Annotated in this window: 21 protein-coding genes and 2 pseudogenes; 4 read left to right on the top strand and 19 right to left on the bottom strand. The window is 40.8% G+C overall.

The features are described from left to right. Window positions 1-8: 8 nt before the first annotated feature. The 13 genes and pseudogenes from lgt to ACYTR8_RS05315 all read right to left on the bottom strand — a co-directional run bounded on the left by lgt (window position 9) and on the right by ACYTR8_RS05315 (window position 11,908). Window positions 9-788 (bottom strand): prolipoprotein diacylglyceryl transferase, encoded by a 780-nt coding sequence (gene lgt, locus ACYTR8_RS05255; RefSeq protein ID WP_111715755.1) that lies wholly within the window; start codon window positions 786-788, stop codon window positions 9-11. Further along, entirely contained in the window at window positions 785-1,717 is a 933-nt protein-coding gene (hprK, locus tag ACYTR8_RS05260; protein ID WP_111715753.1) for an HPr(Ser) kinase/phosphatase, read from the bottom strand. Before hprK ends, lgt begins: the two co-directional genes overlap by 4 nt. Window positions 1,718-1,997: 280 nt before the next feature. Further along, window positions 1,998-2,270 carry a PspC domain-containing protein gene (locus tag ACYTR8_RS05265; RefSeq protein ID WP_269760483.1) on the bottom strand — a complete coding sequence of 91 codons (273 nt, stop codon included), beginning with the start codon at window positions 2,268-2,270 and terminating at the stop codon, window positions 1,998-2,000. Window positions 2,271-2,333: 63 nt separating this feature from the next. Continuing rightward, window positions 2,334-2,771 carry a SprT family protein gene (locus ACYTR8_RS05270; protein WP_111715747.1) on the bottom strand — a complete coding sequence of 146 codons (438 nt, stop codon included), beginning with the start codon at window positions 2,769-2,771 and terminating at the stop codon, window positions 2,334-2,336. Continuing rightward, window positions 2,758-4,890 (bottom strand): Tex family protein, encoded by a 2,133-nt coding sequence (locus ACYTR8_RS05275; protein ID WP_479641790.1) that lies wholly within the window; start codon window positions 4,888-4,890, stop codon window positions 2,758-2,760. The genes ACYTR8_RS05270 and ACYTR8_RS05275 overlap by 14 nt, the downstream gene beginning before the upstream one ends. Window positions 4,891-5,045: 155 nt before the next feature. Further along, the gene (gene phoU, locus ACYTR8_RS05280) at window positions 5,046-5,696 is read right to left on the bottom strand and encodes a phosphate signaling complex protein PhoU (RefSeq protein WP_269760481.1); all 651 of its coding nucleotides are present in this window, start codon (window positions 5,694-5,696) and stop codon (window positions 5,046-5,048) included. A 17-nt stretch (window positions 5,697-5,713) separates the two neighbouring features. Next, entirely contained in the window at window positions 5,714-6,466 is a 753-nt protein-coding gene (gene pstB / locus ACYTR8_RS05285; RefSeq protein ID WP_111715740.1) for a phosphate ABC transporter ATP-binding protein PstB, read from the bottom strand. 1 nt (window position 6,467) lies between these two features. Then, window positions 6,468-7,283, bottom strand: a complete 816-nt coding sequence (gene pstA, locus ACYTR8_RS05290) for a phosphate ABC transporter permease PstA (protein ID WP_003060853.1) — start codon at window positions 7,281-7,283, stop codon at window positions 6,468-6,470. Next, complete coding sequence (pstC, locus tag ACYTR8_RS05295) at window positions 7,276-8,139, bottom strand: phosphate ABC transporter permease subunit PstC (protein ID WP_479641791.1); 864 nt, start codon at window positions 8,137-8,139, stop codon at window positions 7,276-7,278. The genes pstA and pstC overlap by 8 nt, the downstream gene beginning before the upstream one ends. A 117-nt stretch (window positions 8,140-8,256) precedes the next feature. After that, complete coding sequence (locus ACYTR8_RS05300; RefSeq protein ID WP_479641792.1) at window positions 8,257-9,132, bottom strand: substrate-binding domain-containing protein; 876 nt, start codon at window positions 9,130-9,132, stop codon at window positions 8,257-8,259. 166 nt (window positions 9,133-9,298) lie between these two features. After that, window positions 9,299-10,627 carry a two-component system histidine kinase PnpS gene (gene pnpS / locus ACYTR8_RS05305; RefSeq protein WP_479641793.1) on the bottom strand — a complete coding sequence of 443 codons (1,329 nt, stop codon included), beginning with the start codon at window positions 10,625-10,627 and terminating at the stop codon, window positions 9,299-9,301. Further along, entirely contained in the window at window positions 10,628-11,335 is a 708-nt protein-coding gene (locus ACYTR8_RS05310; RefSeq protein WP_111715731.1) for a response regulator transcription factor, read from the bottom strand. An 86-nt stretch (window positions 11,336-11,421) separates the two neighbouring features. Next, window positions 11,422-11,908 (bottom strand): annotated as a pseudogene (locus ACYTR8_RS05315) (cupin domain-containing protein). 174 nt (window positions 11,909-12,082) lie between these two features. Between ACYTR8_RS05315 and ACYTR8_RS05320 the strand changes: the two are divergent. From ACYTR8_RS05320 to ACYTR8_RS05330, 3 genes are all read left to right on the top strand, one after another. Further along, window positions 12,083-12,232, top strand: coding sequence for an SPJ_0845 family protein (locus ACYTR8_RS05320; RefSeq protein ID WP_164714918.1), 150 nt, complete (start codon window positions 12,083-12,085; stop codon window positions 12,230-12,232). Between the two features lie 152 nt (window positions 12,233-12,384). Beyond that, window positions 12,385-13,287 (top strand): permease, encoded by a 903-nt coding sequence (locus ACYTR8_RS05325; protein WP_003049962.1) that lies wholly within the window; start codon window positions 12,385-12,387, stop codon window positions 13,285-13,287. Continuing rightward, complete coding sequence (locus ACYTR8_RS05330) at window positions 13,287-14,102, top strand: TIGR03943 family putative permease subunit (RefSeq protein WP_115252720.1); 816 nt, start codon at window positions 13,287-13,289, stop codon at window positions 14,100-14,102. Before ACYTR8_RS05325 ends, ACYTR8_RS05330 begins: the two co-directional genes overlap by 1 nt. 99 nt (window positions 14,103-14,201) lie before the next feature. Here the strand turns inward: ACYTR8_RS05330 and ACYTR8_RS05335 are convergent, their stop codons facing one another. From ACYTR8_RS05335 to licT, 3 genes are read right to left on the bottom strand one after another with little or no spacing between them, the layout of a single operon-like run. Continuing rightward, on the bottom strand, window positions 14,202-15,626 hold the full coding sequence (locus ACYTR8_RS05335; protein ID WP_269760477.1) for a glycoside hydrolase family 1 protein: 1,425 nt from the start codon (window positions 15,624-15,626) through the stop codon (window positions 14,202-14,204). Between the two features lie 18 nt (window positions 15,627-15,644). Next, on the bottom strand, window positions 15,645-17,507 hold the full coding sequence (locus ACYTR8_RS05340) for a PTS beta-glucoside transporter subunit IIBCA (protein ID WP_479641794.1): 1,863 nt from the start codon (window positions 17,505-17,507) through the stop codon (window positions 15,645-15,647). Window position 17,508: 1 nt separating this feature from the next. Then, on the bottom strand, window positions 17,509-18,351 hold the full coding sequence (gene licT / locus ACYTR8_RS05345) for a BglG family transcription antiterminator LicT (RefSeq protein ID WP_479641795.1): 843 nt from the start codon (window positions 18,349-18,351) through the stop codon (window positions 17,509-17,511). Between the two features lie 330 nt (window positions 18,352-18,681). Between licT and ACYTR8_RS05350 the strand changes: the two are divergent. Then, window positions 18,682-19,954 (top strand): annotated as a pseudogene (locus ACYTR8_RS05350) (MFS transporter). A gap of 53 nt (window positions 19,955-20,007) precedes the next feature. Here the strand turns inward: ACYTR8_RS05350 and ftsY are convergent. The 3 genes from ftsY to ACYTR8_RS05365 are packed head-to-tail and all read right to left on the bottom strand — an operon-like array spanning window position 20,008 to window position 23,183. Further along, a complete protein-coding gene (gene ftsY, locus ACYTR8_RS05355) occupies window positions 20,008-21,558 on the bottom strand; it encodes a signal recognition particle-docking protein FtsY (protein WP_111715718.1) in 1,551 nt (516 codons plus the stop codon). Beyond that, window positions 21,558-22,382 (bottom strand): Cof-type HAD-IIB family hydrolase, encoded by an 825-nt coding sequence (locus tag ACYTR8_RS05360; RefSeq protein ID WP_443597377.1) that lies wholly within the window; start codon window positions 22,380-22,382, stop codon window positions 21,558-21,560. Before ACYTR8_RS05360 ends, ftsY begins: the two co-directional genes overlap by 1 nt. A 3-nt stretch (window positions 22,383-22,385) precedes the next feature. After that, a complete protein-coding gene (locus tag ACYTR8_RS05365; protein WP_111715712.1) occupies window positions 22,386-23,183 on the bottom strand; it encodes a Cof-type HAD-IIB family hydrolase in 798 nt (265 codons plus the stop codon). Window positions 23,184-23,321: the final 138 nt, after the last annotated feature.

Consider the following 23,321-nt stretch of genomic DNA (forward strand, 5'->3'; position numbering starts at 1 on the left):
TTCTATCCCTATTTTTGATAATAAGGAATTCCCTTTTGACGACGTCTTTTAAAGACGAAGACCAGACCAATGATAATTAATAATACAGAAACATATTGGGAAACACGGAAGCCTAAGAACATCAGACTATCTGTTCGCATCCCTTCAATGACTAGACGTCCGCACCCATACCAAATCAGATAAAACGCAAAAATTTCGCCATCGAGAAGGCTTTTAGGCTTGCGACGCCAAATCATGATGATAATAAACCCTAAAAGATTCCAAAGGGATTCATAAAGAAAGGTCGGGATACGATAACTTCCTTCAATAAACATCTGTTTTTGAATAAAGCTCGGCAGGTAGTTCAAATGACTGACAGCTTTACCATAAGCTTCTTGGTTGACGAAATTTCCCCAACGCCCAATAGCTTGGGCAATCATAACTCCTGGTGCAGCGATATCTAAAAAATGAATAGGATCTAGCACTTTATAATAACAATAAACCAAAAGAACTAGAGCACCTGTAATGAGACCACCATAGATAGCAATGCCACCATTCCAAATAGCAATAATTTCATCTAAATGATGTGCATAATAAGACCACTCAAACATGACGTAATAGAATCTTGCTCCAATGAGAGCTAGGGGAAAGGCAATGAGAATAAAATCTAAGATATCATCAGAGATCATGCCTTTTCTGGGGGCTTCTTTTGATGCCAAGTAAACCGCCAAAATAAGGCCTGATAAGATACATAAAGCATACCAATGAATGGCCAGTGGACCAAGTTGTAAGGCAATGGGATTAATCATCGGCTTGCCTCATTTTTAGTGATTAACTGGGTCAGGCGATTTTCAAAAGTCTGGGTAGCATCAAATCCCATCTCTTTAGCACGATGGTTCATAGCAGCAGCTTCAATAACCACCGAAACGTTACGACCTGTTTTAACTGGGATACGGATACGAGGAACGCTGACACCTGAGAAGGTAATCTCCTCATTCCCATTTCCAAGGCGATCAAAGACTTTACCAGCCTCGAAGTTTTCAAGGTAAATGGCCAATTGAACTTGGGAAGAATCTTTAACGGCACTAGCCCCGTACAGAGACATAACATCAATAATCCCAACTCCACGAATTTCAAGCAAGTGGCGTAAGATTTCTGCCGGTTCTCCCCAGAGTGTTTCTTCATCTTTGGCGTAAACATCCACGCGGTCATCGGCAACCAAGCGGTGGCCTCGTTTGACCAGCTCTAATCCGGTCTCACTTTTACCAATACCAGAATCCCCTTGAATAAGTACCCCCATGCCATAAATATCCATTAAAACACCATGGACACTGGTTCTCTCCGCTAAAGATGCGTCTAGAAAATAGGACATTTCCCCAGCCAGACGACTGGTCGACACTCGACTACTCAAAAGGGAAATCCCTTCTTCTTTTGCTGCCTGAATCATTTCTTCTGGGATAGCTAAAGCCCTTGAAACAATGACAGCTGGCGTATCCTTTTTAAACATTTCTTTTAAAACAGAATAGCGATTATGAGAGGTCATTTGAGTAAGGTAAGACCACTCTTTCATGCCAAATAGCTGCAACCTTTCTGGAGCATAGTAATCAAAATAACCAGTCATTTCAAGTCCAGGACGTGAGATATCTGATGTTGTGATTTCTTTTTCTAACAACTCATCTGTAGCATATACCACGTCCAATTTGACTTTTTTGACTAACATCTTTACAGTAACCGTCATATTTTCTCCTTTTTCAATATTATAACACAAATCACTATCTAAGCCCTTACAAATACTCAACTTTGTACTACCAAACTAAAGAAAACAAGGTTAAAAATACTTTTCAGGGTGAGGTTTTCTTTTGCTATTATGAGAAAATATCTGTCTTAGAACTACCAAAAAAGACCTTATCTTAATAGATAAAGGCCTTTAACATAGCTGTATGTTAGGAGATTACAACATATTCCATAACTGAGAAAACCTTCAAGTTCCTGTTAATTCTCAAAGGCTTCTCATTTGTTTACCAAAACCAACCGTCTTCGTCTTCATTTAAGACATTCGCATCTTTACGACGACGGGGACCGCGACCATAGCGCTCTTCAAGTAAATCTTCTTTGTAGGGCAGGAAGAGGGCTAACAGAATATAAAGTAATAGTCCAAAACCAGTGCCATAGATGAGAAGAGCTGCCAAGATACGGGCTAAAGTAAGGTCCCAACCATACTTGTCTGCTAATCCGGCAACGACACCAGCCACTAATCGATTTTTTCGTTGTTTATAAAATTTAGTTTCCACGGTTCCTTACCTCCTCATTCTATAATAATAGTTTACTTGATTTTTCGCAAAAGAAAATCAGCCTTACGACTGATTTTTTTCAATAAGTTTTCCACGGCAATTTCCACAAACATATTTAGCCAGATTGATACGCCTTTTTCGTTGATAAACCTGCCCACATGTTTGGCAACTATAATCATGATTATCCTTTGGATTAGAGCTAGTTGGGACATAACGAAGCCCATCTACTTGAGCTAGCAGATCTTTGAAATCCCTATCCTTATGGTGATACCCTCTCCCTTCAAAATAGAGGTGATAATGACAAAGTTCGTGACGGACAATTTGTCGAAAAATAAACTCTCCATGCTCTTCAGCTACTCGAGGATTAAAGTCCAAATGACCATCTTTTGGGAAAAAGCGACCGCCAGTTGTTTTTAGACGCTTGTTCCAATAAGCCTGATGTCGAAACGGCTTGCCAAAATCAGCCAGGGAAACTTCTTGGACATAATTAGTGAGTGTCACGCGGTGGCAATAGGCTGAGATTGACCTTGTGGCGGTCAAAGTCAATCTTAGAGACCCAAACAGTTACCAAGTCCCCCACTGAAACAACTTGACTTGGATGATTAACAAAGGTTTTACTCATTTCAGAAATGTGAACAAGCCCATCTTCATGAACACCGATGTCTACAAAAGCACCAAAGTCAACCACATTTCTCACAGTTCCTTCTAGTTTTTGACCAATAGCTAAATCTTTCAAATCAAGTATATCTTGACGCAAGATTGGTGCTTCAAAATCATCACGCAAGTCACGACCTGGTTTGAGGAGGTCAGTAATAATGTCGTTAAGCGTTTCTAGACCAATGCCTAAGGTTTCTGCCATTTGAGGAATTGTTACGGCAGCCAGTTTTGCCTTAGCATCCTCATCCAAATCATGAATCTCAAGCACCTTAAAAAGTTCCTTGACTGCTGGATAAGATTCTGGATGGACACCGGTATTATCTAAAATATTTTTGGCTCCTGGAATACGTAGGAAGCCCGCGGCCTGTTCAAAGGCTTTGGCACCTAATCGAGGCACTTTTTTGATATCAGCGCGCGATGTCAGCGCTCCATTTTCTTCGCGGTATTTAACAATATTTTCTGAGATTGTTTTGTTTAAGCCAGACACATGGGCTAAAAGCGATGGGCTAGCAGTATTTATGTTAACTCCGACTTGATTGACCACGGTATCTACAACAAAGTCAAGGTTCTCACTCAACTTTTTCTGACTTACATCATGCTGATACTGACCAACTCCGATAGATTTAGGATCAATTTTAACCAATTCTGCGAGTGGGTCTTGTAGACGGCGAGCAATAGAAATAGCAGAGCGCTTCTCCACTGTGAGGTCTGGAAACTCATGACGCGCTAACTCTGATGCTGAATAAACCGAAGCTCCGCTTTCATTAACAATGACATAGGAAGTATTTGGGAAATCTTTCAAAACGTCTGCCACAAAGGCTTCGCTCTCCCGACTAGCCGTTCCATTTCCAATAGCAATAATATCAATTTGGTAAGTCTCAATGAGTTGAGCCAGTGTCTCTTTGGCTGCTTGAATCTTCGTTTGGCTAGCAGGTGCTACTGGATAAATGACTTGTGTCGCTAAGAGTTTACCTGTCTGATCAACGATAGCCAATTTTGCACCTGTTCGAAAGGCAGGATCAAACCCAAGAACCATTTTCCCTTTTAATGGGGATACCAACAAAAGGTGACGGAGATTTTCGGAAAAGAGGTGGATGGCCCCATCTTCTGCGGCGTCACTTAGCTCTGAACGAACCCGTCTTTCCATGGCTGGAACAATTTTCTTTTTGATGGTCTGATTGATGACGTCTTCAATATAAGGGTTCGTTTCTTTGAAACGCACACTGAAAAAGCGTTGCATTTTCTCCAAATTATGTTCAAAAGATACTTTTAAGATGCCTAATTTTTCACCACGATTCAAGGCTAAAGTACGATACCCTTGCATGTTGGACACTTGGTCAGAAAAATCGTAATAGATTTGGAAAACCTTTTTCTCATCCAACTGCTCATCTTTAAGCGTTGATACTAAGCGGCTATACTGCCAAATCTCATTGTAAGTCCAAGAACGTAACTTGCTGTCTTCTGACATGGCTTCCACAAGAATGTCCACAGCTCCTGCAAGGACAGCCTCTGGGCTAGTAAAACCTTCTGTGACAAAGGGTTCTGCTGCTGTTTCAAGATTTTGAGCATTTTGTAAAATCAAACGCGCCAATGGGAATAAACCTGCTTCACGTGCAATGGTTGCCTTTGTACGGCGTTTTTCCTTATAAGGCAGGTACAATTCTTCCAAGTCAGCGAGTTTCTCAGTTGCTTCGATACTAGCTCTTAATGAACTGGTAAGTTTTCCTTGCTCTTCAATTTTAGCCAGAATAGTCGCTTTCCGCTCATTGAGGGTGGTAAGTGATTTGTCCATATCAATAATAGCTTTAATCACTACCTCATCTAAATTCCCTGTCACTTCCTTTCGGTAACGTGCAATAAAGGGAATGGTGTTGCCTTCTGCTGTTAGAGCCAATACCTGTTCAATTTGATTAAGGTTAACAGACAAAGCCTCTGCAATTGTTTGATTCGTTTTATTTTCCATAATAGTATCTATTATAGCATAAAGTCGTTTAGGAGAAGATAGTTGAATAGAAACAAAAACACCCCAATCGTTAGATTTTTTGTTTAACTTTTGGGGTCAGTATATTATAGGTGCTCGTTTTTAGGATTAGAATAAGTTGCTCTATGACCTCAAACCTAATTCAAGTCAATTAATTCTCCTGTTTCCAAATAGACCACACGCTCGCAGATATTAGCAATATAATCTGCAAAGCGTTCCAAATGCCCTATAATATAGAGATACTGAGTACCATTTGGAATGGAGGTTTCTTGGTCTTTCATAAGGCTTATAATTTCTTTTGATAAGGCATAATAGTGCTGATCAATCTGTTCATCTGTTTGTGCAATAGAAACTGCTTTTGATGCCTGATGCAAAGGAAAGGTTTCTAATAAATCAGCTAACATGCGAAGTGCTGATTGCCCCATCAGATGTAATTGGTCTTCGCTGGGGGCTAGTTGGTCTCCTTTTAATTGTAAAATAGCCTTAGCAATACCTGTCATATGATCCCCCATTCGTTCAAGATCCGAACAAGAAGACATAATGCTAATCACGAAGCGAAGGTCAGATACTTGGGGTTGCTGTAGGGCCAACATTCTGGCACATGCCAATTCGATGGCACTTTGCCTTTGGTTAATCTTCTGATCTCGAGCAATAATCTGCTCTGCCATGTTCTTGTCCTTCGACGCCAGTGCCAATAACGTTTTTGAACCCGTTTCAAGAACAAGCTGCCCTAACTCTAGAAAAGAATGTTCTAGTTCTTGTAGTTCTAATTCAAATTGGTCTCTCATAAGGTTGTTTCCTTTCCTTAGCCAAAACGTCCTGAAATATAATCTTCTGTGCGCTGATCCTTTGGATTCGTAAAGATATCCACCGTATCACCGAATTCACAAATTTCTCCTGTTAAGAAAAAAGCGGTTTTATCGGAGATACGAGACGCTTGTTGCATGTTATGAGTGACAATAATAATCGTATAGTCCTTTTTCAGGTCTTGAATCAAATCTTCAATCTTTAACGTGGAAATAGGATCTAGAGCTGAGGTAGGTTCATCCATTAGCAAAATATCAGGTTCTACTGCTAATGCCCTAGCAATGCAAAGGCGTTGTTGCTGACCACCTGATAAAGACATGGCACTTTTTTTCAAGTTATCTTTGACTTCATCCCAGATGGCAGCTCCTTTTAGCGATTTCTCAACCAAAGCGTCTAGTTCTTTCTTGTCGCGAATCCCATGTGTTCTTGGTCCATAAGCGACATTGTCATAGATAGACATGGCAAAAGGATTTGGTTGTTGAAAAACCATTCCAACACGCTTGCGTAACTGATTAAGGTTGAATTTGCTACTGTAAATGTCTTGATTGTCTAGCAGCACTTCTCCTTCAATACGGCAAGATGGTACTAAATCATTCATCCGATTGAGAGTTTTTAAAAAGGTTGATTTACCACATCCAGACGGCCCAATGAGAGCTGTTATTTGTTTTTCGGGTAAGTCAATAGAAATATCTTTTAGAGCCTGAAACTCACCGTAAAATAAATCTAACTGTCTAATTGAAAATGTTCCCATACTAGGAAGCTCCTTTCACAAGTTTCCGAGATAATAAGCTTGATAGGGTATTAATGATTAAGACCGTAATAATCAAAATGACACCGGTCGCATAAGCCTCATTGACATGCAGTCCTTCGCTCGACAGCATATACATGTGCAAAGCTAAAGAACGGCCTGAAGACATGAGACTAGTTGGCGTATTCGTCGATGTTCCTAAGGTATACATCAAAGCAGCTGTTTCACCAATGATACGACCAATAGCTAATATTACACCTGCTAAAATTCCTGGCATGGCAACTGGCAAAACAATCCGAAAAATCGTTCTTATCTTCCCTGCTCCAAGTCCAAAGCTAGCTTGACGCATGCTATCACTAACGGATAAAAGCGCTTCTTCTGTTGAACGAATGATGACTGGCAAAACCATAATAACCGACGTCAATATTCCTGATAAAAGAGAATATTGGAATCCCAGAAAAACGACAAAGAAGAGCATGCCGAATAAACCAAACACAATGGAAGGAATCCCAGATAAAGTGTCTGAAGCTAGCCGCATCATCTTCACCCAAAGAGAATCTTTTTTAGCGTACTCCACGAGATAAAACCCCGCAAAAATGCCTATTGGCAAAGCTAGAAGAAGAGAACCAAAAACCAATATAACAGTGGAAATAATGGCAGGCATTAGGGAAATATTCTCTGAAGTATAGGTCCAAGAAAATAAAGACATATTGAGATGTGGCAATCCTTTAATCAGAATAAAGCCGATAATCACAAAGAGGGACACAAAGGTCAAGGCTGCGAAAAAGTAAACGAGAGTTTTTAACACGTATTTACTCATAAGACGATTTTCCTTTCAAATAAGTAAAGCCCGCATTAATCAGAATAATAAAGAAAAAGAGAACTGCTGATGTCGCAATAAGAGCATCCCTATGCTGACCTGATGCGTAAGCCATTTCCAAAACAATATTGGTGGTTAGTGTCCTAGTCCCTTCAAAGATACCACTTGGAATCACCGGTTGATTTCCCGCAACCAAGATGACTGCCATGGTCTCTCCAATAGCTCGACCAATTCCTAAAATAATTGCTGATAAAATCCCTGATCTAGCTGCTGGTAAGATGACGCTGAAAATACTACGTTCATGACTAGCGCCCAAGGCCAAGCTACCAGAATAGTAGGTTTTTGGAACTGTTCTTATGGCTGATTCTGACAAACTGATAATTGTCGGAAGAATCATTATTCCTAGTAATACAGAAGCTGTGAAAACACTCATGCCGTTACCTGAAAAGGTCCTAACCCAAGGCACTAATAATTGTAGCCCAAAAAATCCGTACACAATGGAAGGGATGGCTGCCATTAAGTTGATAGCTGATTTTAAAAAACCGTATATGGGTTTAGGGCAATAATAAACCATGAAGACGGCAGTTAGAACACCTGTTGGGACCCCGATAAGAATTGCTCCAAACGTAACCAGCAAGGACCCAATAATCATCGGTAAAATGCCATAACTAGCTGGATTGTTGGTTGGGGACCAATCACTGCCTAACAAAAAACGTGAAAAGCCATAATCCGCCATAAAAGGTAAGCCATTCCTAAAAATAAAATAACAAATGAGTAAAATAGCCACAACGGCTACAGCTGCACTCATAAAGAAAATGGCTTTGAAAATAGCTTCTTTGAAGGATTGTTTTGTCACATGTTATCCTTTCTAGTGAAGAAAGTAAGGGAGATACCGTATCTCCCTATTAACCTTCCTTATCTTGTGATAAATGATTTTTTGAGAAATAATGTGGAGCTAACAGCAGCACATCACTTATTTCAACTTGTCCCATGTGGTCAATTGACCGCTAAAAACATCTGCCAGTTGAGCCATACTGATTTGGCTCGCCTTGTTATCATTGTTAACCACAACCGCAATACCATCTAAAGCAATGGCATCATGCGTTAGGCTCTTACCTTCTTCGGGACTTAATTCCCGAGAAACCATGCCAATATCCGCTGTCTTTTCTTTAGCAGCTGTAATCCCTGCAGAAGACCCATTAGAAGTAATGTCAATTGTCACTTCTGGATTTTCTTTTTTGTAAGCTTCTGCTAATTTTTCCATTAAAGGAGACACTGAAGTCGAACCTACAACAGACAACTTGCCTGATAAGTTTCGACTAGTATACTCTGCGGTTTCAGTTTTAGCTTCAATAAATTTATTTTCTGTGACGACTTGTTGTCCTTGTTTAGAGTGAATAAACTTAATAAAATCTTGTCCTACTTGGGATAAATCAGAAGACCATACAATATTAAAAGGGCGTTGGAGAGGGTATTCCCCATCTAAAACTGTCTCACGGCTAGCTTTTACCCCATCAATTGCTAAGGCTTTGACGGATTTGGTCAAGGACCCTAAGGAAATGTAACCAATAGCATTCGCATTGCCTTGAACTGCTGAGATAACCCCTTCTGTGCTATTTTGAATCACAGCTGTCTTAGTAGTATTGTCTGTTTCTTTGTCACCATCTTTTTTGAGAATACCTGTGATTTCTGTAAAAGCACCACGTGTCCCTGATCCATTTTCTCGTGAAATCACTTCAATTTTACCTGAAGCGGACTGACCGTTACCAGAATTTGTGTTACCACAGGCGACAAGTCCAAATCCTGTTAAACTAATCGCTGCAAGAGCGAGCATTTTTTTGACTTTCATAACAATCACCTTTATTTCTAACTATTTTTTGTGTAGGATTACTACACTTATAGTGTATCAAGCCTTTGTAAAGGTTTATCCGTGATTCATGTAAAGATTATGTAAAGAATCAAAAAAAGCTATCTTAGGCAATTATCTGCGCTAACATAGCTTTCCATAAACATCACTAATCAAGTGAGATTTGTTCTGGCAATAAAAGGGTAAAACGACTGCCCTTGCCGAGCTGACTGGTGACTGTAACCTGTCCTCCCAATAGTTGACTGAGTTCTTTGACAATGGCTAGGCCAAGTCCTGTTCCACCATTTTGCCTACTTCGTCCCTTATTTACTCGGTAAAAGCGTTCAAAAATACGGCTCAATTCCAATTGGCTCATCCCAATTCCTGTATCTGTGACAGAAATCGCTAACCCATCGGTTACTTTCTTAGCCTCGACACTAATGTGGCCACCTTCTTCCGTATAACGAATGGCATTGGACAACAGGTTGAGCAAGATTTGTGACAGTAATTGACGGTCTGATACAAGCATTAAGTCATCTGGTACTTGCAGGTTTAACTGCAAGTCTTTTTTTCCTAGTTGAGGTTGCAAGCTTTGCTTTAATTCTTCGACAAAAGCAGCCAACTCTATCTCTGTTAACTGCAGGGTCATTTGTTGCAGTTTAGACAAGGTCAGAAGATGCTCGACAATGTGCTCCAACCGTAAACTCTCTTTATAGATAATCTCTAAAAAATCACCCTTCAATGCCTCTTCCTCTGGCGGCATAGCCTTAATCGTCTCAGCAAATCCTTTGATAGACGTTACCGGTGTTCTTAATTCATGTGAGGCATTTGACACAAAATCCAAATTCATTTTTTCATAGGTTCTGATTGTGGTCAAATCATAAAGCAAGACTAAAACAGCTGACACAGATTTTGCGTCATTGATAATAGGAACTGCGGTCACTTCTAATACCAAATCATCCTCATGAAAACCTGCTACTTCCTTTTTGACGTTGAGTTGTTGATCGAAAGCTTGATGAATGAGGTTACGAATATCCATCCGTTTGAGGTCTTCAATCGACGTCATTTCCTCAGTCATATCAGGAAAATAATGAGGTAGTGACTTACTGGATAATAATAATTGTCCTTTTGAAGAGACCAAAAACATTCCCATTGTTAAATGAGAGAGTAAGGTCTCCATTTTCTCAGATAAATCTTTGTAGTGACGCTCTTGTTGTACCAAATCTGTTTTTAAATCCGTCATATATTTGGCAAGAAACGTGAGGTCCTCCTGTCCTTTTTCTAAAAAGTGGTCATTACTGGTTAAGAGGGGCTGATGGAGGGTTTCAAAGGCCTGCTCCCACCTCCATAGTCGACAGAGCCAATAAGCACTGCTTCCTAGCAACAAGGCTAGCAAAAAGAGACTTACTCCTTTACTCAGCCAAGCGACTGCCATTCCTAACAGAATGAAAAAAGAAAGCCCAAAACTAACCAGTAAAAACTGAAGATAGCGTTTCATCTATAACTCCTTAAACTTATACCCATAGCCTCTAATCGTTTGAATAAATTGAGGGTCTTTAGGGTTATCCTCTATCTTATCTCTCAATTTGCCAATATGAACATCCACTAAACGGGTTTCTTGTCCAAAATCATATCCCCAAATCCGTTCGAGTAAACGTTCCCTAGTTAAGGTCATGTTGGGATGTTTCATAAGATAGAGCAAGAGTTCAAATTCCTTTGGGGTAAGGCTCAATAAATGATCTGCCTTATACACCTCATGCCGGTCTGGATAGACGGTCAGGGCCCCAAATACCCGATAATCATCCCTGAAATCATCTGTGTCATCTTCTTGCTGCTCTTTACTGGTTCGACGTAAAATAGCCTTGACACGCGCCACTAATTCCCTGGGGCTAAAAGGTTTTGTCAGGTAATCATCAGCTCCTAATTCTAAGGCCAAAACCTTATCAAATTCATCACTTTTAGCAGAAACCATCATAATCGGAGTTTTTATTCCTTTAGCTCTCAGTCGCTTACACACTTCTATGCCGTCTAACTGAGGCAACATAATATCCAGTAGGATAAAGTCAAAAGGCTCTGTTTCTGCCAATGTCAATGCTTTTCGGCCATCTGTTACCAATTGTGTGGAAAACCCTTCTTTAACGAGATGATAATCCAGTAGCCTCAAAATGTGTTCTTCATCATCCACTAATAAGATTTGTTTTGTCATCTATTATCTCCTATTGGTCACATTATAACATACTTATCAGAAATTCTAATACTGCTGCTCTGACCCATAGGTTGTCTCAAAAACGTCTAATCTCTCGTTAAGCGCTCAATGATAGCCTGATGTTCTGGATAAGTAGCCAGTAAATCTGCTCTTTTAAACAATTCAAAATCATCAAATTCAAAACCTGGCGCCACAAGGCAAGATACTAGGGCATAATCTTTCTCGACCGTTGAGCCAAAAATAGTTCCTTTAGGGACACAGTAATGAAGCCGTTGCCCTTTGGACAAGTCCAAACCTAAAGTGACTGCTTCATAATGTCCATCTGGTGTAATCATATGGACTGTCAAGGCCTCTCCTGCATGGAAATACCAAATTTCATCAGCCGTTAACCGGTGAAAATGAGAAGGATTAGTTTCTTCTAATAAGAAAGAAATAAATACTAGTGTAAAGCGCTCGCTCCTTACCAGAAAAATCTAAACGCTCTGAAGCTTTTTCCGTTTGTTTAAAATAGCCCCCTTCCACATGTGGTTCTAATCCTAACCTTCTCACCCAATCTTCTTTTGTCATCATCATCATTTTCCTCCTCTTTATTTTGTTCTATTTTATCACAAAAGCAAACTCACAGCTCTTGATAGCTAAACTCATAGCCATCTCATCTGCCATTTGCTTCGAAAAACACTTTGGCTTTGGCATTGTTTCTAAATGATAGTATAATAGACTTATCTTGAATGAAAGAAGGTCATACCCATGGCAATTACCCATAAAAAAAATGATGAACTTGAGAAAATGATGGCAGGTTTTGCTTCATTGCCTAATTTTAATGCTCCCCTTGACGTTTCTACTGATGGTAAATTAGTGACTAATAACAAACCCAATAACCCTACTAAACCAAGTTAATCCTAACGTTCTTGTCCGCTGTCTTCACAGTTTCTTTAATCTCTGAAGGTGAGCGTGATTTCTAGTTGTGATACCGCTAATAAAGGTTATTGATTTAGGCTGAGCAGTAGTGCTCCAGCCTTCTCTTTTGTCATTTAGAAAGGATATGGTGCATGTCACTGTTTTCAACTCTTCCTCCCAGTGTCCTACAATGGTTTGCGATTTTTTTATCTATTATCATTGAGGCGCTGCCCTTTGTTCTTTTAGGAACGATTCTCTCTGGCTGCATTGAAGTCTTTGTTACGCCAGACTTAGTTCAAAAATACCTACCTAAGCAAAAGTTCTTGCGCATCCTATTTGGAACCTTTGTTGGATTTGTTTTCCCCTCTTGCGAATGTGGGATTATTCCTATTATCAATCGTTTCTTGGAAAAAAAGGTGCCTAGCTATACAGCAGTTCCCTTCCTTGCTACGGCTCCTATTATTAACCCTATTGTTTTGTTTGCAACCTATTCCGCTTTTGGGAATTCTCTTCGCTTCCTCATGCTTCGTCTCTTTGGTGCCATCTTAGTGGCTATCGCGCTTGGCATGATGTTGGCATTCCTGGTCGATGAGGATATTCTTAAGGAAAATGCTCAGCCCGTGCATTTTCATGATTATTCTCATGAAACCTTGCCAAAACGCATTTATCTAGCACTGGTACATGCTATTGATGAATTCTTCGACACCGGTAGGTATCTAGTATTTGGAACCTTGATTGCCTCTGCCATGCAAATTTATGTCCCAACCCGTGTGTTGACAACGATTGGGCACAATCCCTTGACAGCCATTTTGATCATGATGCTTATGGCATTCATTCTGTCATTATGTAGTGAAGCCGATGCCTTTATCGGAGCTTCCTTATTATCAACCTTTGGAGTGGCTCCAGTTCTTGCCTTTCTTTTAATCGGTCCAATGGTAGATATTAAAAACCTCATGATGATGGTAAAGGCTTTTAAAGGACGCTTCATTGTTCAATTTATCGGCGTATCCGTCATTATGATTACCGTTTATTGTTTACTTGTGGGGGTGCTCTAATGATTCGTTTCTTAATTTTAGCTGGCTATTTTGAATTAACCATGTACCTCCAGTTGTCTGGTAAACTGGACCAGTACATCAATGTTCGGTATTCTTACCTTGCTTATATTTCCATGGTTTTATCTTTCATTTTAGCTCTTGTTCAACTCTATACCTGGATGAAAAACATTAAGGTGCATAGCCATTTAACAGGAAAAATCGCAAAGCTGACGAGTCCTTTTATCTTGGTCTTTCCTGTCTTGGTCGGTCTCCTTGTGCCGACCGTAACCCTAGATTCCACCACGGTTTCTGCCAAGGGTTACACTTTTCCTTTAGCTGCGGGAGCCTCTAAAACGGGAGTCAGTGATGACGGTACCACCATTCAATACCTCAAACCTGACACCAGCCTTTACTTTACAAAGTCTGCCTACCAAAAAGAGATGCGTCAAGAACTCAATAAGTATAAAGGCAAGAAACCGGTCACCATTACCACTGAAAATTATATGGAAGTGATGGAATTGATCTATCTCTATCCCGATGAGTTTGTTGATCGTGACATCCAGTACACTGGTTTCGTTTACAACGAACCGGGCCATGACAACTACCAATTCCTTTTCCGTTTCGGCATTATTCACTGTATTGCCGACTCAGGAGTGTATGGGCTTTTGACAACAGGCAGCCAAGCCAGCTACCCTAACAACACATGGCTAACGGTTAAAGGTCGCCTTCATATGGAATATGATAAAAACTTGGAACAAAATCTACCTGTTCTTGAACTGTCTGAAGTTCACCAAGTTCAAGAACCTGACAACCCTTATGTTTATCGTATTTTTTAAACATTAACAAAAAACCAGTTGTTTTTTAATCAAAACAACTGGTTTTTGAGTTTTCTCAGTTAGCATACGACCAGAGTCATCCTGTTAGGCAGGACCGATTTAGGAAAAATCATCCTTGAGGCAACGTCCATTGGTCTGAATGACTTGTCGATACCAATCAAACGAGCGTTTTTTATACCGTGCCAAGCTACCTTTGCCATCATCATCTCGGTCAACGTAAATCAGGCCATAACGCTTGCTTAATTGGGCTGTTGACATAGAGACACAATCAATACATCCCCAAGAAGTGTAACCCATGACTTCGACGCCATCTTCAATTGCTTTGGCAACTTGTACGAGGTGCTGATTCATATAGTCAATACGGTAATCATCTTCCACTGTCCAACTACCATCTGAGGTTGGCACCAGCTGATCCTTTGCCCCTAAGCCATTTTCAACAATAAACAAAGGAATTTGGTAGCGATCATAGTACTGATTCAAGACCAAACGCAGACCAATCGGGTCTATCTGCCAGCCCCATTCTGAAGATTCTAAATGCGGATTGGCCAGACCGCCTAGAATATTTCCTTGACCAGATGTGTAAGCTTCTGGATTGCGGGCTTGTGTGACACTCATGTAATAGCTAAAAGACAGAAAATCAACCGTATGTTGTGCCAATAATTCCTTATCACCGTCTTCAAAAATAATCTCAATCCCATTTTCTTTAAAATAAGAATTAATATATGAAGGATACTTGCCTCTCACATGAATATCTGAAAATAAGAGATTAAGGTTTTCAAATTCACGCGCAGCAAGCACATCTCTTGGATCAGAGGTCATTGGATAAGCAGGCATCGCCAAAATCATGCACCCAACTTTAACATCAGGGTTAATTTCATGCGCTAGTTTTGTGACACTAGCAGATGCTACCAATTCATGATGGATGGCTTGGTATAAATCTTGCGGGCTCAGCTGTTCTTTTTCCGTCATGATGCCACCGCTGGTAAAGGGCATGTGTAAAATCGAGTTGACTTCGTTAAAGGTCAACCAATATTTGACTTTACCCTTGTAACGCTCCATGACTGTCTGAGCAAAGCGCTCAAAAAAGCCAACTAGACGTCTATCTGTCCAACCATTATAGGTCTTGGCCAAATGCAGAGGTGTCTCATAATGCGACAAGGTCACCAAGGGCTCGATGCCGTATTTCAATAACTCGTCAAATAAATCATCATAAAATTGCAAACCAGCTTCATTGGGCTGATCATCGTCACCATTTGGAAAAATACGAGACCAAGCAATGGAAGTTCGAAAGACCTTAAAGCCCATCTCGGCAAAAAGAGCAATGTCTTCTTTGTAGCGGTGGTAAAAATCAATCGCCTCTAATTTTAAATTATCGCTGGTAGGACTGTCTGTAAATTCTCCTAGCCCACCATTTGGAAGGACGTCTTGTACGGACCAACCTTTTCCATCTGCTTCAAACGCTCCTTCCACCTGGTTGGCTGCCACTGCGCCACCCCATAAGAAATCCTTTGGAAAAGTTTCCATTCTTCTTCTCCTTTTATGTTATAAAATTACTAACAAAGCATCCTCTTTGCTCACCATTTTGTTATCATCTTGGACAATAATCTCCAACTGCTCAGCCGAATTGGTTACGACCACAGGACTGATGAGTGAATACCCTTTTGAAGCAATGAAATCAGTATCCATTCGCAAGAGTGGCTGACCGCGTTTCACGACATCCCCAACAGATACTAACTGCTCGAAACCTTCCCCTTTTAACTCAACCGTATCAATACCGACATGAATCAAGACTTCTACACCAGCTTCATTTCTCAAAGCAATAGCGTGTTTGGTAGGGAAAAATGTGATGATTTCGCCATCAAAAGGAGCATAAACTTCTCCCTGACTTGGCAAAATAGCGAAGCCTTCTCCTAATAACTTGGAAGAAAAGGTCTCATCAGGAACGGCTGCCAAAGGAAGCACCTCGCCTGCCATCGGAGCATACAGAGTTTGTTTGGTTGACAAACCACTCTTAACTTGGGAAATGTCTGCTGAACCACTTGCTTGCTCTGGGCACTCTTCATCAATTCCCAAGAACCAAGTCAAAATGAAGGTTAATACAATCGTTGCTACGGCAGCAATTACAGCATTTCTAAAATTAGCCCCGCCTGCTGGATTGATATACTGTGGCAAACCAATGATAGAAGGAACAACAAAGGTATAAGAAGCGATATTGACAAAACCAATAAAAGCTCCGACCAAACCACCTGAAATCATGGCTGCATAGAGCGGCTTTTTAAATTTCAGTGTGACACCATAAAGTGCCGGTTCCGTGATCCCCGCCAACAAAGCTGAAATTCCCGCGGCAAGGGCAACTTGACGTGTTTGTTTTTGTTTCGCCTTGAAAGCCACCGCAATCGCTGCTGCTCCTTGAGCTAAGTTAGAAGCTAACATGGCTGGTAAAATCAAAACGTCTGGTGTCGCAACCGAAGCGGCTAAAAAGATTGGTGCAAAAGCCCAGTGCATCCCTGTCATGACAACAAGTGGCATAATCGCTCCCAAAATGGCTAGGGCTAACCACGGAGCCACATGATAAATAGCAAGCATGGTATTGGATAATCCCTGACCAATAATCACACCAAGAGGACCTACAACCACTAAGGCCAAAAAGCCAGAAATCAAAATGATTAAAGTTGGCTGTAAGAAGCTCTTCATCACGCTTGGCACTAAGCGATTGACCCATTTTTCAATGTATTGCATCAAGTAAACCATGATCAAAATCGGAATAACAGATGAGCCATAGCTAGCAGGAGTGACTGGTGCTCCAAATAGGGCCAACGGTTTACCTTCTGCTACCATTGCGACAAAGGATGGGTGCAACAAAATCCCTGCGACCGTCGCTGCTAAAACAGGTGTCACCTTAAAGCGCGCTGCTGCTGAATAAGCAATCATCACAGGCATAAAATAATAAGCCGCATCGCCAAAGAAGTTAATAAAGGCAACAGTTTGAGAATCTGCTCCCGCTAAGCCAAGCATAGGAAGCAAGATGCCCACCACTTTGAGCATTCCGCCACCAAGAAGGGCTGGAATCAGCGGTGTAATCACTCCCGCAATGGTTTCAATCAAGCGCTCAATAATAGTACCTTTCGCTTTTGTAAGATGGGCTTCATCTTGATTGTCAAAATGACCTAGGCTTAAAAAGGCTTGGTAATAATTATTGACATCATTCCCCAAGATAATTTGGTACTGGCCGTTTTTGCACATCACGCCAATCACATTTGGAATGGCTTTGACAATCTGGTCATCTACCAGTTCATCATTTTTGAGGACGAGACGTAGACGCGTCACACAGTGCGTCACATGTTGAATATTTTTTTCGCCGCCAACTGCCGCTAAAATAGCCTTGGCAGTTTCTTTATAAGTCATATTAAGTCTCCTTTAAATTTTTCACTAACCGTTTCACATGTACAGTTAGGTACAATTGCTCACTTGCATTCAGCTGGTAATGATAGTCTCGTGCCATATCCTTACCGATTTCCTTGACACATTGGTAGGCTTTAGGATATTTTGCCTTGACAACCAAGAGTAAATCCGCATCATCATCGTCGTAAGTTGTTCCTGACAAGACCCGTTGTGCAAACAGTTTGGCATGGGTCATAAAACGATAATAGTCAATCGAATCCTCGTCCAATTCTGTCTTAAAGGTTGTCTTCACTATTTGCTCGATAGAATACACAATTTCCGTGATTTTCTGAGGCTCATTAAATGGATTGTCCAAGCCAGCATTGACAAAATGTGTCGCAATAAAGGCCGCCTCATCAAGCGCAAGAGAAATCCCCAAATCACGCCCAATCAGCTCGAGCGCCTTGACGCCAATCGCATATTCATCCGGATAATACCGCTGAATTTCCCACCTCAAGGGATTTTGAATCAGCATCCCTTGCTCGTGCCGTTCGATGGCAGAATGGATATGATCCGTCAAATTGATATAGAGAATCTCATCCAGCGTCTTCCCTAGCTTGATTTTCCCTAAATTGATAATCCTTTCCGAACACGCCACAACCTCTGGCGGAACCGTAATAAACAATTCCGTAAATCGGTTCATATTCTCGCTGTTTTTTAAAACAAATGATGTTTCGATAGCGTTGACATCAATACTATCTCCAACTTTTTTCTTAAATGCGATACCTTTTCCCATCAACAAAATGTCTAAACCCTGATGGTTGGTCGAAATGGCCGCATTATGGTTTAAAACCCGCTTTATAATCATAAAAGTCCTAGTCCTTCATTTATCACAATAAAAAATGACCCATCCAAAAGCCGCCTAAAAGGCACTTTTCGAATAGGTCCCTGCTCACAAGACTGTGATAACATCCTTTAATATTCTGATGATTCTGTCTCTAGCCTGCTTACCCGAAGTAATCACATCTGAGAACGCTTTAATTTTATCATCTCCTTAAAATCCTGTCAAGCGTTTTCAAAAAATTCTCTGAAAAGAGCACTCTTGCCAATCTTATCTCTTCCTTTTTACCAAAAGAGACTTTCTGACAAGTTTAAGATTCTATGGTACAATAACAAACGGTTAGATAAAGGAGTTATCATGTCAAATCATTATCAAACAGTTTCAAAACAAACGATTATGGCCATTGTTGCCATAGCACTCATTGGTTTTTCAGGAATTTTATCTGAAACCAGCATGAATGTTACCTTCCCAACCCTGATGTCAGTCTATCAGTTACCCTTAAATAGCTTGCAATGGATGACTACCATTTATTTACTAGCAGTGGCAATTATGATGACCACTTCGGCTACACTCAAGAAAAATGTGCGGGAAAGACCCCTCTTTTTTATGGCCACAGGTCTCTTTACCTTTGGGACCATCTTGGCCGTGCTGACCCAGTCCTTTGCGGTCATGTTGTTAGCCCGCATTTTTCAAGGCATTGGGTCTGGTATGATTATGCCACAAATATTTAACATCATCCTTGAGCGGGTCCCTATGCACAAGACTGGATTTTTCATGGGGTTTGGCGGATTAATTATTAGTCTGGCACCTGCCTTTAGGCCTACTTACGGCGGCTTTATGATTAGTCATTTTAGCTGACAATGGATTTTTATCGGTATTTTACCAGTGCCGTTAATAGCCAGTATCCGTGCTGACCATTACTAGCCTCGAAAGCGGACATATCAATTGGCTTTATCTGGGACTATTTCTCATTAGCCTAATCATCTTCCTCTACAAGAATCTCACAGCCAAGCAACCATTTCTTGATATTCGCATTCTCAAAATTCCCTCTCTGACCTTTGGTTTAATTCCCTTTTTTGTCTTTCAGCTAATTAATTTAGGCATTAATTTTCTAACGCCAAACTTTATTGTGATGGAAAAGATTGCTAACAGTTCTCAAGCCGGTATGGTACTCCTACCTGGTACCTTACTTGGAGCTCTGTTAGCACCTGCTTTTGGTAAGCTTTATGATCAAAAAGGAGCCAGATTATCCTTTTATTTAGGTAATGCTCTCTTTAACTTGTATCTACTGATAATGACCTTACAGACCAAATATTTTATGCTTGGAGCATTCACCCTCTTGTATATCATCTTTACCTTCGGACGAAACATGGGCTTTAATAATAGTTTAGCCACAGCCATTAGAGAATTACCTGCCGAGAAAAATGCCGACGCCACGGCCATTTTTCAGATGATGCAGCAATTTGCTGGCGCTCTAGGAACGGCTTTAGCATCACTGATAGCTAATAGTCAGCCAGAATTCACAAGCGGTGTACAGTCTGTCTACCTTCTCTTTACTATTTTTGCCCTACTTGATTTTATCTTTTTCTTTGCTATGTTTTACCATTTGGGGAAAAAAGGATTAGCCTAAGATGACATACTAAAAACCAGTCTCGTTTTATTGAACGAGGCTGGTTTTTGCTGTTATATGATCCCTTCCAAAAGCCCTTTCATAAAGTCTTCTGAATGGAATTCTCCAATATCATCCATTTTTTCACCAAAACCGATGAACTTTACTGGAATATCCAATTCTTGACGGATGGCTAAGACCACCCCACCTTTGGCAGTTCCATCAATTTTCGTTAGAATCAAACCTGTTAAAGGGGTTATTTTTGAAAATTCCTTGGCTTGGCTAAGCGCATTTTGGCCTGTTGAAGCATCTAAGGCCAAGAGCGTTTCATGAGGGGCATCTGGTATCACGCGCTTAATGATACGACCCATTTTTTCCAGCTCTGCCATGAGATTTTCTTTGTTTTGCAAACGACCAGCCGTGTCAATCAGAAGAATATCTGTACCTTCTGCCACAGCTTTTTCCACCCCATCAAAAACAACGGACGCTGGATCAGCCTTTTCAGGACCCGTAATCACTGGAACATCTACTCGGCGTCCCCATTCGACTAGCTGAGCAACAGCACCGGCACGGAAGGTATCAGCTGCCACTAACATGACTTTTTTCCCTTCTTGCTTGTAGCGGTAAGCCAGCTTTCCAATCGAAGTGGTTTTACCAACGCCATTAACTCCTACAAACAGCATGACGGTCAAGCCATCTTGATAATTGATAGCTTCGTTATAGTGTCCATCTTTCTCATAGATGTCTACCAATTTTTCCACAATCACGCGTTTCAAGGCATCTGGTTTTTTAGCATTTTCCAGTTTGGCTTCATAACGCAACTCCTCTGTCAAAGTTGTCGCCACATGTACACCGACATCTGATAGAATCAACATTTCTTCTAAGTCCTCGAAGAACTCCTCATCCACGCGTCTGAAATTAGCAAAGAAACTGTTCAAGCGAGCTGAAAAACCTGTTCGTGTTTTTTTCAAGCTACGCTTGTATTTTTCCTCATCCGTTTCCGTCACCTCAGTCAAAGAGTCGTCTTGTGCAACCTCTTTTGACATATCGGACCCTACAGATACCTCAACCAGTTCCTCTGGCATCAATGGGACAGTTGCTGCAGCTGCTTCTTGAAGACTTTTTTCAAGAGCAGCCTTACGACGGTAATAGTCCTCCATAAATTGTTGGCTACTGGTTGGTTCTTTTGAAACACTTGTTTCATCCTCTTCCGTGAAATTAGCTGACTCAGCATCTTGAGTTTGTTCCACTGGAAATTGGTCTACAATCGGCTGTTCCTTGATTTCTTCTGTATCTGATACAGTAGCTTGACCGAATGGACTTGACGTAAGGGCATCTTTGTCACCGACCATGCTAGCAGAATCTGCTGGAGAAACTGCTGTGCTTTCAACAAGTTTTTCTTCACGCTGTTGCGATGCTTCTAAACTGTCTTTGGAAGCTTGTTCTTCTAGAGTAACAACTGCCGGAGCGTCGTCTTGTGACAGCGTGAGGTCTGACTGATCTTGCTCACTGGTTGTCGAAACAGCCTCTTCTTTAGCTGATGTTTCCAAAAGTTCTTCTTCTGGTTTGGTTTCGGTCACTTGTTGGGTTTCTTTTTTCCCAAATAAACGATCAAATAATCCCATTAGTTCTCCTCATCTAAAATAAATCTTTTGACAGCTTCTGCGACACCAGACTCATCATTGGTCAAGGTCGTCACCGCATCAGCAGCTGCTTTAGCTCCTGAAACGCCGTTGGCCATAGCCACTCCAAGTCCTGCCCATTCCAACATGCTAAAATCATTCGCTTCATCTCCCATGGCCATAACGTGTTTAGCGTCAAGTCCAAGATGTTCACAAAGCAACTTTAATCCAAATGCCTTGTCAATACCGTTTGGCATGATTTCAAAAATAATATCTCGTGATTTAAAAGCTTCAAAATCTTCAAATAAACGTGGTGACAATTTGGCAATCTGCTGATCCAAAAAGTCTGGATCTGTTACTGTTACAATCTTATTATAAGAAATATCTGTTGGCAAGTCGTCAACAGAACTTACCTCAATAAAATTTAACATAGGATTAGCTAAGCGGTATTGAGAGTGCCGACCATCTTTACTAGGAATGCTGTACACATCCCCATCACTGATAACATCGGTTGGTAATCCAACCGCTTCCAGAGCCTTTTGAATCTGGTAAATCTGATCAAAATTAAGAGAACGTTTATCCAAAATTTCCCCTGTGTTACGCTGAATCAGTCCACCATTAAAGGTGATACTGTAATCCTCTTCATCTAGGAGATTTAATTCTTCTAAAAGATTACCGATGGCCCTAAGGGGACGACCTGTTGTAATAACTACCTTAACCCCTTTTTCTCTAGCAGCGGCAAGTGCTTCTTTATTAGCATCCGTCACAATTTTTTCCGTGTTGTATAGAGTGCCATCTAAATCAAGCGCCAAAATCTTAATATCCATGCTTTACACTAATCCTTCTAAATACGTTAATACTGCTCCGTCATTGCAGTGTCCAATGACTTGATCTGAAATCGCTTTGATTTCGGGTCTTGCATTCTCCGTAGCAATAGCCTTACCGGCAAATTCCAACATTTGATAATCGTTAAAATTATCTCCAAAAGCAATGGTTTCTGAAGGCTCAACCCCCAAAGCTCGGCAAAGGTGATCCATTCCGAAACCTTTATTAACCTCTTTTAAGATAATATCAATAGAATCAAATCCTGTTGTCACTGCAGTAGCATAAGGCAAGGCCTGATTTAACCAATCACTACCTTCCAAGACCGTATCACCTGTAAAGTTGGTAGAAACTTTAAAAATGGTATCATTTTCCATATCTTCAAAGCCATCAACAACTTTAACATTGGCGTAGTAGTGTTTGGTTTTTTGAATGTACTCTTGGCTTGCTCCCTTTAAAACATAGGCTGCCTTTTGTCCAGAAAAGACCATACCTGTTTCAACATAATGTGGATTAGCCAAAATCTTTTCTGCAACTTCTGCATACTGCGCTTGTGTCATCACATCTGCAAAGAGCACCTCGCCTTGGTACTGAACAACAGAGCCATTTTCAGCTATCACAGCAATCTGATCCAAAAAAGGTTCAAACAGCTGATCAATGGCCAAGAGCGAGCGGCCACTCGAAACGGTAAAGACTATTCCTTTTTCTGTTAGTTTTGGTAATAGCGCAGCTATTCTCGCTTGATCGTATGTCCCATCTTCAGCTAAGAAGGTACCATCCATATCTGTTGCTATTAATTTAATCATGTTATTTCCTGCTATTTCTTTTGAGTCATGTCCTTTTATTATAACATAGAAGACTAAAAATAGGGCAACTAGGGGCTAAGACAGGCCTTAAACAACTTCTTTTTTGATATTGCCTGGGATAGCATCTTGTCAAAAAGA

This window comes from Streptococcus sp. F2 (assembly GCF_056500955.1).

What these genes read in the sequence shown, in the direction of transcription:
- phoU (WP_269760481.1), bottom strand. Translation starts at nt 5,696, where the DNA reads ATGAGAGACCAATTTGAATTAGAACTACAAGAACTAGAACATTCTTTT.
- ACYTR8_RS05320 (WP_164714918.1), top strand. Translation starts at nt 12,083, where the DNA reads ATGGCAATTACCCATAAAAAAAATGATGAACTTGAGAAAATGATGGCA.
- licT (WP_479641795.1), bottom strand. Translation starts at nt 18,351, where the DNA reads ATGATTATAAAGCGGGTTTTAAACCATAATGCGGCCATTTCGACCAAC.
- ACYTR8_RS05275 (WP_479641790.1), bottom strand. Translation starts at nt 4,890, where the DNA reads ATGGAAAATAAAACGAATCAAACAATTGCAGAGGCTTTGTCTGTTAAC.
- ftsY (WP_111715718.1), bottom strand. Translation starts at nt 21,558, where the DNA reads ATGGGATTATTTGATCGTTTATTTGGGAAAAAAGAAACCCAACAAGTG.
- ACYTR8_RS05365 (WP_111715712.1), bottom strand. Translation starts at nt 23,183, where the DNA reads ATGATTAAATTAATAGCAACAGATATGGATGGTACCTTCTTAGCTGAA.
- hprK (WP_111715753.1), bottom strand. Translation starts at nt 1,717, where the DNA reads ATGACGGTTACTGTAAAGATGTTAGTCAAAAAAGTCAAATTGGACGTG.
- pstB (WP_111715740.1), bottom strand. Translation starts at nt 6,466, where the DNA reads ATGGGAACATTTTCAATTAGACAGTTAGATTTATTTTACGGTGAGTTT.
- ACYTR8_RS05300 (WP_479641792.1), bottom strand. Translation starts at nt 9,132, where the DNA reads ATGAAAGTCAAAAAAATGCTCGCTCTTGCAGCGATTAGTTTAACAGGA.
- lgt (WP_111715755.1), bottom strand. Translation starts at nt 788, where the DNA reads ATGATTAATCCCATTGCCTTACAACTTGGTCCACTGGCCATTCATTGG.
- ACYTR8_RS05330 (WP_115252720.1), top strand. Translation starts at nt 13,287, where the DNA reads ATGATTCGTTTCTTAATTTTAGCTGGCTATTTTGAATTAACCATGTAC.
- ACYTR8_RS05340 (WP_479641794.1), bottom strand. Translation starts at nt 17,507, where the DNA reads ATGACTTATAAAGAAACTGCCAAGGCTATTTTAGCGGCAGTTGGCGGC.
- pstA (WP_003060853.1), bottom strand. Translation starts at nt 7,283, where the DNA reads ATGAGTAAATACGTGTTAAAAACTCTCGTTTACTTTTTCGCAGCCTTG.
- ACYTR8_RS05335 (WP_269760477.1), bottom strand. Translation starts at nt 15,626, where the DNA reads ATGGAAACTTTTCCAAAGGATTTCTTATGGGGTGGCGCAGTGGCAGCC.
- ACYTR8_RS05325 (WP_003049962.1), top strand. Translation starts at nt 12,385, where the DNA reads ATGTCACTGTTTTCAACTCTTCCTCCCAGTGTCCTACAATGGTTTGCG.
- ACYTR8_RS05360 (WP_443597377.1), bottom strand. Translation starts at nt 22,382, where the DNA reads ATGGATATTAAGATTTTGGCGCTTGATTTAGATGGCACTCTATACAAC.
- pnpS (WP_479641793.1), bottom strand. Translation starts at nt 10,627, where the DNA reads ATGAAACGCTATCTTCAGTTTTTACTGGTTAGTTTTGGGCTTTCTTTT.
- ACYTR8_RS05310 (WP_111715731.1), bottom strand. Translation starts at nt 11,335, where the DNA reads ATGACAAAACAAATCTTATTAGTGGATGATGAAGAACACATTTTGAGG.